Here is a 15,446-nt window from a genome sequence, read left to right on the forward strand (position 1 = left end):
CCGCAACCGGCTAGTGATAGCCGTGTTCGTGGGTGACTTTGCCGCGGAATACGTAGTAGCTCCAGAACGTGTAACCCAGGATCAGCGGAATGATGAACAGCGTACCGACCAGCATGAACCCCTGACTCTGTGGCGGCGATGCCGCTGCCCAGATCGACACAGTCGGCGGAATGATGTTCGGCCACAGGCTGATGCCCAGACCGCTGTAGCCGAGGAAGATCAACACCAGCGTCAGCAGGAACGGTGCGTAGTTGGCATTGCGCGCCACCGCTTTGAACAGGCCGTACATCGTCAGCATGACCAGCGCCGGCACCGGCATGAACCACAGCAGGTTTGGCAGGCTGAACCAGCGATCGGCGATGGCTTGGTGGGCCAGCGGCGTCCACAGACTGACGATGGCCATGACCACCAGCGTGGCCAGGGCCAAAGGGCGTGCCAAGTCATGCATGGCTTTCTGCAACGGCCCTTCGGTCTTCATGATCAGCCAGGTGCAGCCGAGCAAGGCATAGGCCACGATCAGCGCCAGACCGCAGAAGACAGAGAACGGCGTCAGCCAGTCCAGCCCGCCTCCGGCATAGGCACGGTCGACCACGGGAATGCCGTCGATGTACGCGCCCAGTGCCACGCCCTGGAAGAACGTTGCCACCAGGGAACCGCCGATGAACGCCTTGTCCCACAGATGCCGCTTGACGTCAGTGGCCTTGAAGCGGAACTCGAATGCCACGCCGCGGAAGATCAGCCCGAACAGCATGAAGATCAGCGGCAGATACAGCGCCTCAAGCACGACCGAGTAGGCCAGCGGGAAGGCGCCGAACAAGCCGGCCCCGCCCAGCACCAGCCAGGTCTCGTTGCCGTCCCAGACCGGCGCGACGGTGTTCATCATCACGTCGCGGTCAGTCTTGTCCTTCATGAACGGGAACAGTATCCCGATGCCCAGATCGAAGCCGTCCATGATGACGTACATCATGACGCCGAAGATGATGATCACGGCCCAGATCAGTGGAAGATCGATACCCATGGCTCAGTTCCCCTCAGTCAGGCTGTCTTTGCGGTGGTCCGTGCTGCTTTCATCAGCAGCAGCAGAAAGAGGACGCGCCGGGGTGCGTTTCTGCCCAGGTCCGCCATGTGCCGGAGTGTCACCTTCATGGGTTTTGGGCCCTTTGCGTACCAGACGCATCATGTAGCCGAAGCCCGTGCCGAACAGCAGGAAATACACCACGACGAACAACACCAGCGTGATGCTCAGCTGCTCAACGCTGTGGCGGGACGCCGCATTGGCAGTACGCATCAGCCCATAGACCACCCACGGCTGACGCCCGATTTCGGTGGTGAACCAGCCCGCCAGCATGGCGATCAGACCGGCCGGCCCCATGCACATGACTAGACGCAGGAACCAGCGATTGGTGTACAGCCCGCCGCGCCAGCGCAGCCAGGCGCTCCACAGACCGACCGCGATCATCAGCATGCCCAGCGCCACCATGACCCGGAACGACCAGAACACGATCAGAGAATTCGGACGGTCCTCCGGCGGGAAGGATTTGAGGGCCGGGATCTGCTTGTCCAGACTGTGGGTCAGGATCAGGCTGCCCAGGTACGGAATCTCGACGGCGTACTTGGTGCGCTCTTCCTTCATGTCCGGGATGCCGAACAGGATCAGCGGGGTCGGCTCGTCGCCGACGTTTTCCCAGTGACCTTCGATGGCGGCGATCTTGGCCGGCTGGTGCTCCAGGGTGTTCAAGCCGTGAGCGTCGCCCACCATTGCCTGAATCGGCGCAACGATCAGCGCCATCCACATGGCCATGGACAGCATTCTGCGGATCGCCGGGTTGTCGCGGCCACGCAGTAGGTGCCAGGCCGCCGAGGCGCCGACGAAGAACGCCGTGGCGACGAAGGCGGCAATCGCCATGTGCATCAGACGGTACGGGAACGACGGGTTGAAGATCACCGCGAACCAGTCCACCGGAATCACCCGGCCATCGACTATCTCGAAGCCTTGGGGGGTTTGCATCCAGCTGTTGGAAGCCAGAATCCAGAAGGTCGAAATCAGTGTGCCGACGGCCACCATCGACGTGGCGAAGAAGTGCAGGCCGCGACCGACGCGGTTCCAGCCGAACAGCATGACGCCGAGAAAACCCGCTTCGAGGAAGAATGCGGTGAGCACTTCATAGGTCAGCAGCGGCCCGGTGACCGCGCCGGCGAAATCGGAGAAGCGGCTCCAGTTGGTACCGAACTCATACGCCATGACCAGACCCGAAACCACACCCATGCCGAAGTTGACGGCAAAGATCTTCGACCAGAAGTGATAAAGGTCGCGGTAGGTGTTGTCATGGGTTTTCAGCCACAAGCCTTCAAGCACCGCAAGGAAGCTCGCCAGACCAATGGTGATGGCAGGGAAAAGAATGTGAAATGAAACGGTGAACGCAAACTGGATTCGGGCGAGATCGAGCGCCTCTAAGCCGAACATAGGTCTTCCTCTATCAGGTGGAACTGGCTTCAGACTCAGGGCCTTCAGCGACTGCCCCCGGTGTATTGAGTACGAGGTGTGGCGTTTGTTCTCTTGGATTCGTGCTCAGGTCGGCGACCGGGGGATGCGTCACGCGGCCAGTTCGATCAATACAGGCCAGGGCATTGATCCAGGTCAGCTGACAGTGAAAGAGTAGTCCCATTTCGGCACTTGCTCTGCGTGGTCTTTTGTCGCGTGGCGAGTTGACTCACCCGCCAGGGCGGTGCAGTTGGCGGGAAGCAGAACAGGGTGCGTGGAATTGCAGCGCAGCACTGACAAAGCGCTAGTAGAAGGTCCTACAACGGATCGCGAATAAAGCCCAACAGCGCAGAAATCAGTCGCTGATAAAGCGCGTCGACTTCCGGCACTTGGCCTTTGGCCCTGAGGCTACCGTGAAGCAGCCCGAGACCGGGATCGAACTCGGTGCGCACGCCCGCTTCACGCAGCGCGCGCTCGTAGGCAACACCGTCGTCACGCAACGGGTCGAACTGCGCGACGGCAATGAACGCAGGCGCCAGGTCATGGAAATCAGCTGCGCGGAGCGGACGGGCATAGGCCGATTGTTCGTCCGGCGCCATGTACATCTGCCGGTAGAACCCCAGCTCATCGGTGGAAAGAAGCGGTGCGTCGGCGCATTCACGGCGTGAGGGCAGATCGGTGTCGCCCCCGAGCTCGGGGTAAATCAGCGCCTGCCCCACTGGCTGACGCTCACCGGAATCGCGCAGCGCCAGACACACTGCAGCGGCGAGATTGCCACCGGCGCTGTCCCCGGCAATGGCGATGCGACGCGGGTCGATGTCCAGCCGCTGCGCCTGAATCTGCAAGGCGTGCCAGACCGCCAGACAGTCGCCGAATCCTGCGGGAAACGGGTGTTCGGGCGCCAGCCGGTAATCCACGGCGACGACCACGGCGTTGAGGTCGGCCGCCAGGGCTGCGGTCAGAAAGTCATGGGAATCCAGATCGCCGACCACCCAGCCGCCGCCGTGGATGTACATCACGCACGGCGCCGGATGTTCGAGGGACAGCCGCCGAGGTCGGTAACTGCGCACCGCCACGCCGCCGAGGGCAAAATCCCTGACATCGAGATCTGCCGGACGGGCGGGTGTGAACGCTTCGCTCATCCGCGCATACGCACGGCGCTGCTCGTTGATGTCCTCCGACGCGCTGCTGAAGCTCAGCGTTTTGGTCACGAACGCCGACATCTCGGGTGACAACGGGTAAGACGTGGGCATTGGCTGCTCCAGCCCGAGCCCTTGGCCAGGCCTGTTGATTTACTTGTTCACCGCCACTTGCACGGCGGCCGCTGCATCCTTGCCATCGAAGGTGGTCACGCCATCCAGCCAGCGTTTCATGTCTTCAGGATGATCCTTGAGCCACTGGCGGGCAACGTCGTTCGGCGCCTTGCGGTCCATGATCGGCACCATCATCTGGCTTTCCTGAGCGGCGGTGAACTTCAGGTTGCTCATCAGCTTGCTGACGTTCGGGCAACGAGCCGCGTAATCGGGCGCCGTGACCACTGAAACGGTCGCAGCGCCTTCGCCCGAGCCGAACACGTCTTCGCTGCCGGTGAGGTAGGCGATCTTCATATTGATGTTCATCGGGTGCGGGGTCCAGCCGACGAATACCACCCATTCATTACGCTTGATCGCACGCTGCACCGCCGCGAGCATGCCGGCTTCGCCCGACTCGACCAACTGGAAGCCGCCGAGGCCGAACTGGTTCTTCTCGATCATGCCCTTGATGTTGGCGTTGGCACCGGTGCCGGGCTCGATGCCGTAGATCTTGCCGCCGAGCTTGTCCTTGAATTTGGCGATATCGCCGAAGGTGTTCAGCCCGCCCGACGCCACATAGTCCGGCACCGCCAGCGTGGCTTGGGCATCGCTCATGCTGGGCACGTCGAGCACCTTGACCTGATTGGCCGCCACAAAGGGCGCGATGTTCTTGTCCATCGCCGGTTTCCAGTAACCCATGAAGACGTCGAGTCGATCGTCACGCAGACCACCGAAGACGATTTGCTGGGCGGCGCTGGTCTGTTTCACGTCGTACCCCATGTTCTGCAGCAGCACTTCGGCGACAGCGCTGGTGGCGACGACGTCTGTCCAGTTGACCACACCCATGCGCACGTTCTGGCATTTGGCGGGTTCCGCCGCCAGCAGGACGGTGCTGCTCAGCATCAACACAGCGCAACTGAAATGACGAATAAATGACTTCATGGGTGCTCCTCGGGTCGGCTCGTTATTTTATTCAGCTCTTTTCGGCAGTTTTTCAAGGCTTGAAGACCCGCGGCAATTCGATGGCTGCCGCGTCGATGCAAGGTACGCAGCAGGCCTGAGCATCAAGCGCACCAGCGCGACCTGTGCTTGCACTGGGGCGACATTGAATGAAGGGGGTTCAGCAGCAGATGACCGTTCCCACGCAGCGCGTGGGAACGATCAGGTCCGGCGTGGGTTACAGCACTTTATCCAGCGTAATCGGGAATTCCCGAACACGCTTGCCCGTGGCGTGGAAGATGGCATTGGCGATGGCAGAAGCCACGCCGACGATGCCGATCTCGCCTACACCCTTGGAGCCCAGATCATTGACGATGTCGTCGTTCTCTTCGACGAACAACACGTCGATCTCACCGATGTCGGCGTTCACCGGGATGTGGTACTCGGCCAGGCTGTGGTTCATGAAGCGCCCGAGATTGTGGTCGGTCTGGCTCTCTTCCTGCAGCGCCTGACCAATGCCCCAGACCACGCCGCCGAGAATCTGGCTGCGGGCGGTTTTCGGGTTGACCACGCGGCCCGCCGCGACTGCGTCCACCACACGATTAACGCGAATGGTGCCCAGGTCTTCGTCCACCAACACTTCGACGAACACCGCCGAGTGAGTCGCCGTCGAATAGCCTTCGCGCTTGTCGTCAGGCTTGGCGTCGATCTGGACTTCCAGCGTCTCGTGGGACGACTCGCGGACGATGTCGGCATAGGCAAAACGCTGATCGTCGATGAGCAGATAACCGTCGCCGTAACCGACATCGGCCATGTCCACCACCGCGTATTGCGGATGCGCCATTCGCACGGCGTCGAGCAGCTTGGCGCGCAAGGCACGGCAGGCCTGCTGCACGGCAGTACCCACGGACGACACGGTGAACGAGCCACCCTGCAACGGCGACGTCGGCAGCGAAGAATCACCCAGCACGAAGGTGACGTCGTCCGGATTCACACCGGCGGCTTCGGCGGCGATCTGAGTCATGACCGTATACGTGCCGGTGCCAATGTCAGTGGTGGCGCTGCTGACGGTGATCTTGCCGTTGCTGTCGATACTGGCTTTGGCGCTGGCCGGCATCTGCATGGCTTCCCACACACCACCGGCCATGCCCCAACCCACTAGCTGACGGCCCTGACGCATGCTGCGCGGCTCAGGGTTGCGCTTGCTCCAGCCGAAGCGCTCGGCGCCTTGCTCGTAACAGGCCAGCAGTTCCTTGCTGGAATACGGCTTGGCTTCGTTGCCGTTGCTGTCGGCAAAGTTGACGATCCGCAGCTGCACCGGGTCGATGCCGGCCGCAATGGCCAGCTCGTCCATGGCGGATTCCAGCGCGACCATGCCGGAAGCGGCGCCCGGTGCGCGCATGTCCAGCGGCGTGTAAACGTCCAGCGGCGCCAGCTGGTAGCTCAACTGCACGTTGTCGCACTGATAGAGCATGCCGCTCCATTCAACGACGTGCTCGGTGAAGTCTTCGAAACGCGAGGTCTGGCCGATCGCGTCGTGGGCAATCGCTGTCAGCTTGCCATCTTTGGAAGCACCCAGGCGCATGTGCTGAAGGGTCTGGGGGCGATAGCCGAACGTGAACATCTGCTGGCGGGTCAGCGTCAGGCGTACCGAGCGCTGAAGTTTCAGCGCTGCCATCACGGCCAGTGGCAGCTGGTATTGCGGGCGCAGGCCGGAACCGAACGCGCCACCGACGAAGGCGGCGAGGACGCGAATCTTTTCTTTCTCCAGGCCGAACACGCTGTGCAGGTAGTCCTGGCAGTTCTGCGTGCCCTGGGTTTTATCGTGAATCTCCAGGCTGCCGTCGGCCTTGTAAAACACCGTCGACGCGTGGGGTTCCATCGGATTGTGGTGTTCGTTAGGCGTGCTGTAGTGGGTGTCGACCGTCACCGCCGCCTGGGCGAATGCGCGCGAAAAATCCCCGCGCGGCTTTGGCGTTTCGGCAGGTGCCGTGTGGGCGTCACTCTGGCCGACGCCGAGGTCGGTCTGGTGCGACTCGGTTTCGTATTCGATACGCACAAGGGAGCCGGCATGCCGCGCCAGCTCAAGGGTGTCTGCCACCACCAACGCCAGCGGCTGGCCGCTGTAGAGCACGCGATCGTTATAGAACGGGCGGAACGGCGAACCTTCGGCCGCATCGGCGTCCTGATAAGGCTCGTCATAGCTGGCGATGTGCGGGCGATTGGTGTGATCAATGACCGCCACCACGCCGGGCACCGCCAGCGCTTGGGTCGCATCGATGCGCACGACGCGGCCCGAGGCGATGGTGCTGGACACGACGCTAGCATGCAGCAAGCCATGCTCCGGGTACTCACCGGCGTAGCGGGCCTGGCCGGTGACTTTCAGGCGTCCGTCGACGCGGTCCATCGGTTGGCCCAGCGCGGAGCTTCCCGGGATTGGTGTGTTGGCGTTCATTAAACAGTCCCTCCCAAGGTGGCGTCGCTCAAGGCGCGAACGATCGCGCGGCGGGCCAGCTTGATCTTGAAAGCGTTGTGCGCCAGCGGCTGAGCGTCGCGCAGCATCGCGTCGGCAGCAGCAACGAAGTTTTCCCGCGAGACCGGCTGACCCTTGAGCGACTGCTCGACGGCCGTGTCACGCCAAGGCTTGTGGGCAACGCCACCCAAGGCGATGCGCACATCACGGATCACGTCGCCATCGAGTTCGACGGCAGCGGCCACCGAGATCAGGGCAAAGGCGTAAGACGCGCGGTCACGGATCTTCAAATAGTGGCTGTGCTGCTGGAAACGCGGCGCAGGCAGTTCGACAGCCGTAATCAGTTCATCGTCGGCCAGCTGGTTGTCGCGCTGGGGCGCATCCCCCGGCAAGCGGTGGAAGTCGGCAAACTCGATGACCCGCGCACCGGCACGCCCTTGAACGTGCACGCGGGCTTCGAGCGCAGCCAAGGCAACGCACATGTCCGACGGGTGCGTCGCGACGCAGGCATCACTGGCACCAAGGATCGCGTGGATGCGGTTCAGACCTTCTTTAGCCGGGCAACCCGTGCCAGGCTCGCGCTTGTTGCACGGCACGGTTGAGTCGTAGAAGTAGTAGCAGCGGGTACGCTGCAACAGGTTGCCGCCGGTGCTCGCCATGTTACGCAACTGCGGCGAGGCGCCCGCCAGAATGGCTTGAGACAACAATGGATAGTCACGTTCGATCAGCGGGTGCCACGCCAGATCAGCGTTGCTCACCAGCGCGCCGATCATCAGGCCGCCGCTGTCGGTTGCGCGAACGTCTTTGAGCGGCAGCCCAGTGATGTCGATCAAGTGCTCGGGACGGGCGATGTTTTCTTTCATCAAATCCAGCAGGTTCGTACCGCCAGCGATGAAACGGCTGGCAGGGCCTGCAAGATTGACCGCCTGTGCGATGTCGGACGGTTTGCTGTAGCTGAAGGGATTCATTGGCCGCGCCCTCCCTGATCCGGTGCGGCATTCATCGATGGCAAGACTTCAACCACCGCCGCACGGATGTTGCTGTAGGCGCCGCAACGGCACAGGTTGCCGCTCATCAGTTCTTTCACTTCGTCATCGGTGCTGGCGCGGCCTTCGTTGGCCAGGCCCACCGCCGAGCAGATCTGCCCGGGCGTGCAGTAGCCGCACTGAAAGGCGTCGTGCTTGATGAACGCTTGTTGCATCGGGTGCAGGGTGTCGCCGTTGGCCAGCCCTTCGATCGTGGTCAGCTCGGCGCCGTCACACATGATCGCCAGGGTCAGGCACGCATTGATGCGTTTGCCGTCACGCAACACGGTGCATGCACCGCATTGGCCGTGGTCACAGCCCTTTTTGGTGCCGACCAGATCGAGCTGCTCGCGCAGCAGATCCAGCAGCGTGGTCCAGGGCTGTACGTCCACTTGTCGGGTCTGGCCGTTCAACGTCAGGGCGATGGAATGCCCTGCGAACGCCTGTTCATTGGTTGCACTCATGGGAAGCCTCACGGTAGGTACTCGATCAGCGCAGTGATCTGCGTCTTAAGGGGTACGACTTGTGTGGTTTCGGAAACGTTCAGGGTTTATGACGGGCGTTTTGACGCAGCGTAGCGCCGGCCTGGCGCAAGGCCGATCCGGACATTTGCAATCCGGCGACAAGCGCCAGGCCCCATCGCCCGGAGCTGCTGGTATGATGCTCGGCTTTTTGCAACTGGCAGAATTTGTGCAAGCCGTTTCGGTGAGCAGTGCTTTGCTGTTTCAGTCGACTACATAAATGACGCGGAGCGTCACCGGGGAGCCTTAAATGCTGGAGCGGTTGTTTCAACTCAGGGCACATAACACCAATGTGCGCACCGAAATTCTGGCCGGGGTCACGACCTTTCTGGCCATGGCCTACATCTTGTTCGTGAACCCGAGCATCCTTGGCGAGACCGGCATGGACAAGGGCGCGATCTTCGTCGCCACCTGTCTGGCCGCGGCCATCGGTTCCACCGTGATGGGCCTTATCGCCAACTACCCGATCGCCCTCGCGCCGGGCATGGGCCTGAACGCCTTCTTCACCTACACCGTCGTGCTGCACATGGGCCACACCTGGCAAGTGGCGCTGGGCGCGGTGTTCATTTCGGCGGTGATGTTTTTCCTGCTGTCGATCTTCCGCATCCGCGAATGGATCATCAACAGCATCCCGCTGCCGTTGCGCTCGGCCATCGCTGCGGGTATCGGTCTGTTTCTGGCGCTGATTGCGCTGCACAACGCTGAAATCGTCGTGAGCAACCCGGCCACCATGGTCGGCCTGGGCGATCTGGCCAAACCGGCACCGATCCTTGCCGCCCTGGGCTTCGCGCTGATCGTGGCGCTGGAAGCTTTGAAAGTGCGGGGCGCCGTGCTGATAGGCATTCTGGCCGTGACCATCATCTCGATCGTAATGGGCTTCTCGCCGTTTGGCGGCGTGGTGTCGATGCCGCCTTCACTGGCGCCGACCTTCCTGCAGCTGGACATTCCCGGCGCACTGAACATCGGTCTGGTCAGCGTGATTTTCTCCTTCCTGTTCGTCGACCTGTTCGACAACTCCGGCACTCTGATCGGCGTCGCCAAGCGCGCGGGCCTGATGGGCAAGGACGGCCACATGCCGAAAATGGGCCGTGCGCTGATCGCCGACAGCACCGCCGCGATGGCGGGCTCTCTGCTGGGCACGTCGACCACCACCAGTTACATCGAATCGGCGGCGGGCGTCAGCGCCGGTGGCCGGACCGGTCTAACGGCCATCGTGGTGGCGGTGCTGTTTCTTTTGGCGCTGTTTTTCGCACCGCTGGCCGGCAGCGTTCCGGCATTCGCCACCGCCCCGGCCCTGCTGTTCGTGGCCGTGTTGATGACCTCCGGCCTTGCCGAAATCAACTGGGATGACATCACTGAAGCAGCACCGGTGGTGATCACCGCGCTGGCCATGCCGTTCACCTATTCGATCGCCAACGGCATCGCCTTTGGCTTCATTTCCTGGACCGTGATCAAGCTGTTGTCGGGCCGGGGCCGCGAGCTGAATTCGGCACTGGTCGTGCTGTCGATTCTGTTCGTGATCAAGCTGGGCTTTTATCCATGAGTTCTACGTTCGACCCTGCAAACTACACCGCTCAGCTCGATGAAAAGGCCGCGCGCCTGCGCGAGCTGCTGGCGCCTTTCGAGGCGCCGGAACCTCAGGTTTTCGACTCGCCGAGCGAGCACTACCGCCTGCGCGCCGAGTTCCGCCTGTGGCGCGACGATGGCAAGCGTCACTACGCCATGTTCGCGCCGGGCGACAAACACACGCCGATTCTGATCAACGATTTCCCCATCGCCAGCCAGCAGATCAACGCGCTGATGCCGGTGCTGCGGGATCGCTGGGAAGCCAGCAAGACGCTCAATCACAAGCTGTTTCAGGTGGACTTTCTGACCACGCTGGCCGGCGACGGCATGATCACGCTGTGCTATCACCGCCCGCTGGATGAAGCCTGGCAAGTCGAGGCCGAGCAATTGGCGTCTGATCTTAAGGTGAGCGTGATCGGCCGTTCGAAGGGGCAGCGTCTGGTGATCGGTCGCGATTACGTGACCGAACAGCTGGAAGTCGCCGGCCGGCCCTTCAGTTATCGCCAGCCGGAGGGCGCGTTCACCCAGCCCAACGGCACGGTGAACCAGAAAATGCTGAGCTGGGCATATGACGCGCTGGGCGACCGCGACGATGATTTGCTGGAGCTGTATTGCGGCAACGGCAACTTCACGCTGCCGTTGGCGACCCGCGTGCGCAAGGTGCTGGCGACCGAGATCAGCAAGACCTCGGTCAACGCGGCGCTGAGTAACCTGGCGGACAACTGTGTGGATAATGTGTCGCTGGTGCGCCTTTCGGCGGAAGAGCTGACCGAAGCGCTGAATGAGGTGCGCCCGTTCCGTCGTCTGGCCGGCATCGATCTGAAGAGCTACGACTTCGGCAGCGTGTTCGTCGACCCACCCCGCGCCGGCATGGACCCGGACACCTGCGAGCTGACGCGACGTTTCGAACGCATTCTGTACATCTCGTGCAACCCGGAAACCCTGGCCGCAAACATCGCCCAACTGCACGACACCCACCGGGTCGAGCGCTGCGCGCTGTTTGATCAGTTCCCGTATACCCATCACATGGAGTCGGGGGTGTTGCTGGTTAGCCGGTAAACCTGAGGTACTTTAGGATATCCCCGGTCGTCCAGATCCCGCGATGTCGGGCATTTAATAAAGTCCCTGTGGGAGTGAGCTTGCTCACGAAGACGGCGTGCGGTCCGCTGAAGATTTGGCGGATGTACCGACCTATTCGCGAGCAAGCTCGCTCCCACAGTTCATTTGGCAGTGGTTAAGAATGGGCCGGATGAACAAAGTGATCTTCCCAATGGGGCTTGGACCCAGCGCACTCCTACTCGATCCGCCGCCGCTTTCTCATGCGCACGCAGCATATCCCTCACCACCCATCATTAAATTCCTGACAGCTAGCGGCGAACTGCGTCAGACCGGTGTATAACTCTCGGCCGTCTCTCGCTTCGATGGATGCCTAGCCTTGAGCTCCGAATCGCCCGCCCCGTCCTCTGAATCCTCCGCTAAAAGCGCCCTGCGACTGCCCGGCTTTTTCGCCTTCCTGACCGCGCGTCTTGCCGCCGTGTTTGCCATGCAGATTCAGGCGGTCGTGGTCGCCTGGCAGGTCTACGACATGACCCGCAGCCCGATCTCCCTGGCGTATGTGGGCCTGGCGCAGTTCATTCCCATGCTGCTGTTGTTGATGCCGGCCGGCGATCTGATCGACCGCTACGATCGCAAGATGATCCTGACCATCAGTTGGTCGGTGCAAGCGGTGTGCAGCCTGATGCTGATGCTGTTCTCGGTCACGCACCATCAGGATACGCGGCTCATTTACGCCACTCTGGCGCTGTTCGGTTGCGCGCGGGCGTTCACCGGGCCGGCGTTGCAGAGCCTGCTGCCGCAAGTCGTCCCCCGTGAAAAACTCGCCTCGGCCATCGCCACCAACAGCATGATCATGCGCATTGCCACCATCGCCGGGCCTCTGGTCGGCGGCGGTTTATATGCAGCGGGCGGCGGCGGATTGACCTACTCGGTGTGCATGGCCAGCTTCATCGCTGGCGTGCTGTTGCTGATCCGCGTGCCGGTGCTCTATGCCGGGAAGAAGCAGATCCTCGAGTCCACGGCCTGGAAGCGCTTTACCGCCGGCATCGCGTTCATTCGATCGCGGCCGATCATCCTCGGCACCATTTCCCTCGACCTGTTCGCCGTGCTGCTCGGTGGCGTCGTGGCGCTGCTGCCGATTTATGCCCACGAAGTGCTGCACCTGGGGCCACAAGGGCTGGGCGCGTTGCGCAGCGCGATGAGTCTGGGGGAGGTCAGCACCGGCCTGTACCTGAGCTTCCGGCCTTTTGATCGACACGTCGGTCTGGTCATGTTCATCGCCGTCGCGGTGTTCGGTATCGCCAATCTGGTGTTCGCCCTGTCGACGCTGTTCTGGCTGTCGCTGCTGGCGTTGATGATCGCCGGTGCGGCGGACATGGTCAGCGTCTACATTCGCTCCACACTGGTGCAATTCTCAACGCCGGACGACATGCGCGGGCGGGTAAACGCCGTGAATATGTTGTTCATTGGCTCGTCCAACGAACTGGGCGAATTCCGCGCCGGCAGCAGCGCAGCGCTTTGGGGGGCCGTGCCCGCCGCGATCATCGGCGGCCTCTGCACTCTGGGTGTTGTGGGCGCCTGGATGGTGGGTTTCAAGGCCTTGCGCCAGGTCAACCACTTTGCCGACGCCTCGCCGGTCGAAACCACCGAGAAGCAGACGGCGCGGGTTTGATGTAAGCCCTCTCGGGTATTTGCTGTCGGCGCGTACCCTCTGAGCGCCACGCGAATTCGGCGATTTCCAGCCCCTTTTGAACAACTACTGCGACGAACATCACCCGTTACGGAATCTTCCGTAAGACGGGCTATGGCTCCAGCGTAGGACCGATCCGAATCGTACTTTTGCCCCCCCTCTTGACGCTTCAAAGCCAGGAATACGCTCCCTATCCTTGCTGCATCTGAACTCAGCAAGGACATGCAGCATGGCATTTGACGGATTCATCAAGCTGGACGGGATAGACGGCGAGTCGCTGGATGAGCGCAACAAGGGCTGGATCGAAATCGTGGCCTACGACTTCGGCGTCAGCCAAAGCACTTCGGCCACCGCCAGCTCGAACGGCGGCGCAGGCTCGGGTCGGGCCAGCCTCAGCGACTTCAGCTTCAGCAAGCGTCTGGACAAATCCAGCGCTTCGTTGTTTGAGGCCAGCTGCGCGGGCACGCACATCAAGGACCTGACCTTGTGTCTGTACCGGGCCGGTGGAGACAAGTTGAAGTACTACGAAGTGCGCCTCGAAGAAGTGATCATTTCTGACTTCAGCCAAAGCGGTGAAAGCGGCGAGCCCCTGGAACACGTGCAAATCAACTTCGGCCGCGTTCGCATTCTGTACACCCAGCAGAAACGCAGCGACGGGGCGGCAGCCGGCAACGTCACCGGCGGCTGGGACCGCATCGCCAACAAGCGCTTTAGTTGAGGACAGCACGTGTCCAAGCCATATGTGTTTATCAATGACCGCATACAGACCTATTTCACACTCAAGGCACGGGTGAGCGGGGGTGCGAAGTTCGATGTGCTGAACGCGCATATTCGAAACGTTGTGGTGATGCCGGGCCAACTGGTGATTGTCAGCGACGGTTCAAACGGCACTCTCACAGCCGAAGAAACCGAGCTGATGAACCTAGCGCGTAACGTCCATCGTCAAGTGAAAGGCGCGGGCAGCCAGCTCATCGAGAACTATGACCTGCTGCAGAACATGCTCAGTTATGGAGCACTGGGTATTGGCGCTGCTACGGGAGTTGGGGCAAGCACCTTGAGGGGGTGAAGAAAACTCTGGAAGAGATCGAGCGGCTTTACAAACTGTCGCTGGCGCGCGGAACACCCATTGCCCGGCAGGAATTCATCAACCAACGACGAGCGCTGTTTGCCACGCTTGATAAGCAACTGGAAGGCATTGCTCGCTGGGGTACCGGGCTACGGAAAAAGGGCCCGCTTAAGAAGATGCTGGGGTTGTCGACCAAGAGTTATCTGCACACAGGTGAGATCCAGGGATATGCGGCGCGGGTCGGGAAGATCGCCAAGGTGGCGAAGTTGTTGAAGCATGGGACAGCAATTGGGATCGGGCTGAACTTAGCATCTACCGCGCTTGAGATTAAGGAAGCCTGCTCGACCGGAAGGGAGGATATTTGCACGCGAGCGAAATTCGTCGAAGGCGTGAAACTGGTGGGCAATGTCAGCGGCGGCTCCTTAGGCGGAACGCTAGGTGGCACAGCGGCGGCTACTGCATGCTTCGCGGTATTGGGTCCAACAAGCGGCCCGGTGGCACTTGCCTGTTTGATCGTGGGCGCAGTTGCTGGAGGGTATGGAGGTGGGTTGGCAGGTGAGAAAAGCGGAGAGTTCATAGGAACCAAACTTTATGAATGGAGCCCGCACACTAATGATGATTGAGAAAGTCTGGTGGGTGATGGCGGTGTTTGGAAGCATATTCGTCAATATCATCATAATGATTTACTTCCAGCTAAATAAGTTAACCGCCATGGAGGAACTGCTATCAGACGTAAAACTCGTGCAGTGGAACAAAAGCGTGTGGGGCGGGGGCCTCATTGGCAGGCAGATGAGGCTGAATGGATTAGCGATGATTATCATCATGCATAAGCTTATGTGCAGGCGGGGTGAGATACCTCCCGATGCAGATAAGCGGTTGTCTTCGGCGCTCAGGCTTCAACTTCAGGCGCTCTATTTTTTCTCGTATGCAAACGGCGCCGCTTTAGCTTGGGTTTATTTCTCCCTAGACTGAACAAGCTTGACAGTGCTCTGCGAGACCTTTTGACCCTCATTAGGGAAGAAATTTGGAGCTGCTTCACCAATGCACTACTTAATCGGCCTACTTTCACTGGCAATGTCCTTTTGGATGTTTGCGACCATCTTGACGATGACAATTTTTTGCTGCAGAAAGATAGTAATAATTGAAAGCTATCTGAATGACTGCAGATGCATATCTGATGCTCGAAGGATGTGGGGCGACGGCATTATCGGAAGACAGATGCGTATGAACATGGTGACTGTCGTCCTTACTTTTCCGAATTTGATGTACCTCCGTGGAGATATTTCAAAAGATGCAAACTTAAGAGTGCCACCAGATTTAAGGGTCTGGATACTCT

At 60.8% G+C, this 15,446-nt stretch carries 14 protein-coding genes; 7 read left to right on the top strand and 7 right to left on the bottom strand.

Going from position 1 to position 15,446, the window contains the following annotated elements; genetic code table 11:
- Positions 1-10: 10 nt before the first annotated feature.
- The 7 genes from cydB to AC07VF_RS16265 form a co-directional block, all read right to left on the bottom strand.
- Complete coding sequence (gene cydB / locus AC07VF_RS16235) at positions 11-1,018, bottom strand: cytochrome d ubiquinol oxidase subunit II (RefSeq protein ID WP_122536680.1); 1,008 nt, start codon at positions 1,016-1,018, stop codon at positions 11-13.
- A gap of 3 nt (positions 1,019-1,021) precedes the next feature.
- Positions 1,022-2,464, bottom strand: a complete 1,443-nt coding sequence (locus tag AC07VF_RS16240; RefSeq protein WP_495009266.1) for a cytochrome ubiquinol oxidase subunit I — start codon at positions 2,462-2,464, stop codon at positions 1,022-1,024.
- 335 nt (positions 2,465-2,799) lie between these two features.
- On the bottom strand, positions 2,800-3,735 hold the full coding sequence (locus tag AC07VF_RS16245) for an alpha/beta hydrolase (RefSeq protein ID WP_495009265.1): 936 nt from the start codon (positions 3,733-3,735) through the stop codon (positions 2,800-2,802).
- 39 nt (positions 3,736-3,774) lie between these two features.
- Positions 3,775-4,716: a choline ABC transporter substrate-binding protein gene (gene choX, locus AC07VF_RS16250; protein WP_495009264.1), complete on the bottom strand. Its 942-nt coding sequence runs from the start codon at positions 4,714-4,716 to the stop codon at positions 3,775-3,777.
- Between the two features lie 235 nt (positions 4,717-4,951).
- Positions 4,952-7,168, bottom strand: a complete 2,217-nt coding sequence (locus AC07VF_RS16255) for a xanthine dehydrogenase family protein molybdopterin-binding subunit (RefSeq protein WP_495009263.1) — start codon at positions 7,166-7,168, stop codon at positions 4,952-4,954.
- Entirely contained in the window at positions 7,168-8,154 is a 987-nt protein-coding gene (locus AC07VF_RS16260) for an FAD binding domain-containing protein (protein ID WP_065987554.1), read from the bottom strand. The genes AC07VF_RS16255 and AC07VF_RS16260 overlap by 1 nt, the downstream gene beginning before the upstream one ends.
- Positions 8,151-8,675: a (2Fe-2S)-binding protein gene (locus AC07VF_RS16265; protein WP_122536674.1), complete on the bottom strand. Its 525-nt coding sequence runs from the start codon at positions 8,673-8,675 to the stop codon at positions 8,151-8,153. Before AC07VF_RS16265 ends, AC07VF_RS16260 begins: the two co-directional genes overlap by 4 nt.
- Positions 8,676-8,982: 307 nt before the next feature.
- Between AC07VF_RS16265 and AC07VF_RS16270 the strand changes: the two genes are divergently transcribed.
- From AC07VF_RS16270 to AC07VF_RS16300, 7 genes are all read left to right on the top strand, one after another.
- Positions 8,983-10,275 carry an NCS2 family permease gene (locus AC07VF_RS16270; protein WP_282369716.1) on the top strand — a complete coding sequence of 431 codons (1,293 nt, stop codon included), beginning with the start codon at positions 8,983-8,985 and terminating at the stop codon, positions 10,273-10,275.
- Entirely contained in the window at positions 10,272-11,357 is a 1,086-nt protein-coding gene (gene trmA / locus AC07VF_RS16275) for a tRNA (uridine(54)-C5)-methyltransferase TrmA (protein WP_495009262.1), read from the top strand. Before AC07VF_RS16270 ends, trmA begins: the two co-directional genes overlap by 4 nt.
- A gap of 376 nt (positions 11,358-11,733) precedes the next feature.
- Positions 11,734-13,026, top strand: a complete 1,293-nt coding sequence (locus tag AC07VF_RS16280; RefSeq protein WP_192173270.1) for an MFS transporter — start codon at positions 11,734-11,736, stop codon at positions 13,024-13,026.
- A 247-nt stretch (positions 13,027-13,273) separates the two neighbouring features.
- Positions 13,274-13,762 (top strand): Hcp family type VI secretion system effector, encoded by a 489-nt coding sequence (locus AC07VF_RS16285; protein WP_282369722.1) that lies wholly within the window; start codon positions 13,274-13,276, stop codon positions 13,760-13,762.
- Between the two features lie 9 nt (positions 13,763-13,771).
- Positions 13,772-14,110, top strand: coding sequence for a hypothetical protein (locus AC07VF_RS16290; protein ID WP_495009261.1), 339 nt, complete (start codon positions 13,772-13,774; stop codon positions 14,108-14,110).
- Positions 14,107-14,733, top strand: coding sequence for a hypothetical protein (locus AC07VF_RS16295; protein WP_495009260.1), 627 nt, complete (start codon positions 14,107-14,109; stop codon positions 14,731-14,733). The genes AC07VF_RS16290 and AC07VF_RS16295 overlap by 4 nt, the downstream gene beginning before the upstream one ends.
- Positions 14,723-15,082, top strand: coding sequence for a hypothetical protein (locus AC07VF_RS16300; protein WP_192173273.1), 360 nt, complete (start codon positions 14,723-14,725; stop codon positions 15,080-15,082). The genes AC07VF_RS16295 and AC07VF_RS16300 overlap by 11 nt, the downstream gene beginning before the upstream one ends.
- Positions 15,083-15,446: the final 364 nt, after the last annotated feature.

This window comes from Pseudomonas sp. GW821-FHT02H06 (genome assembly GCF_059421525.1).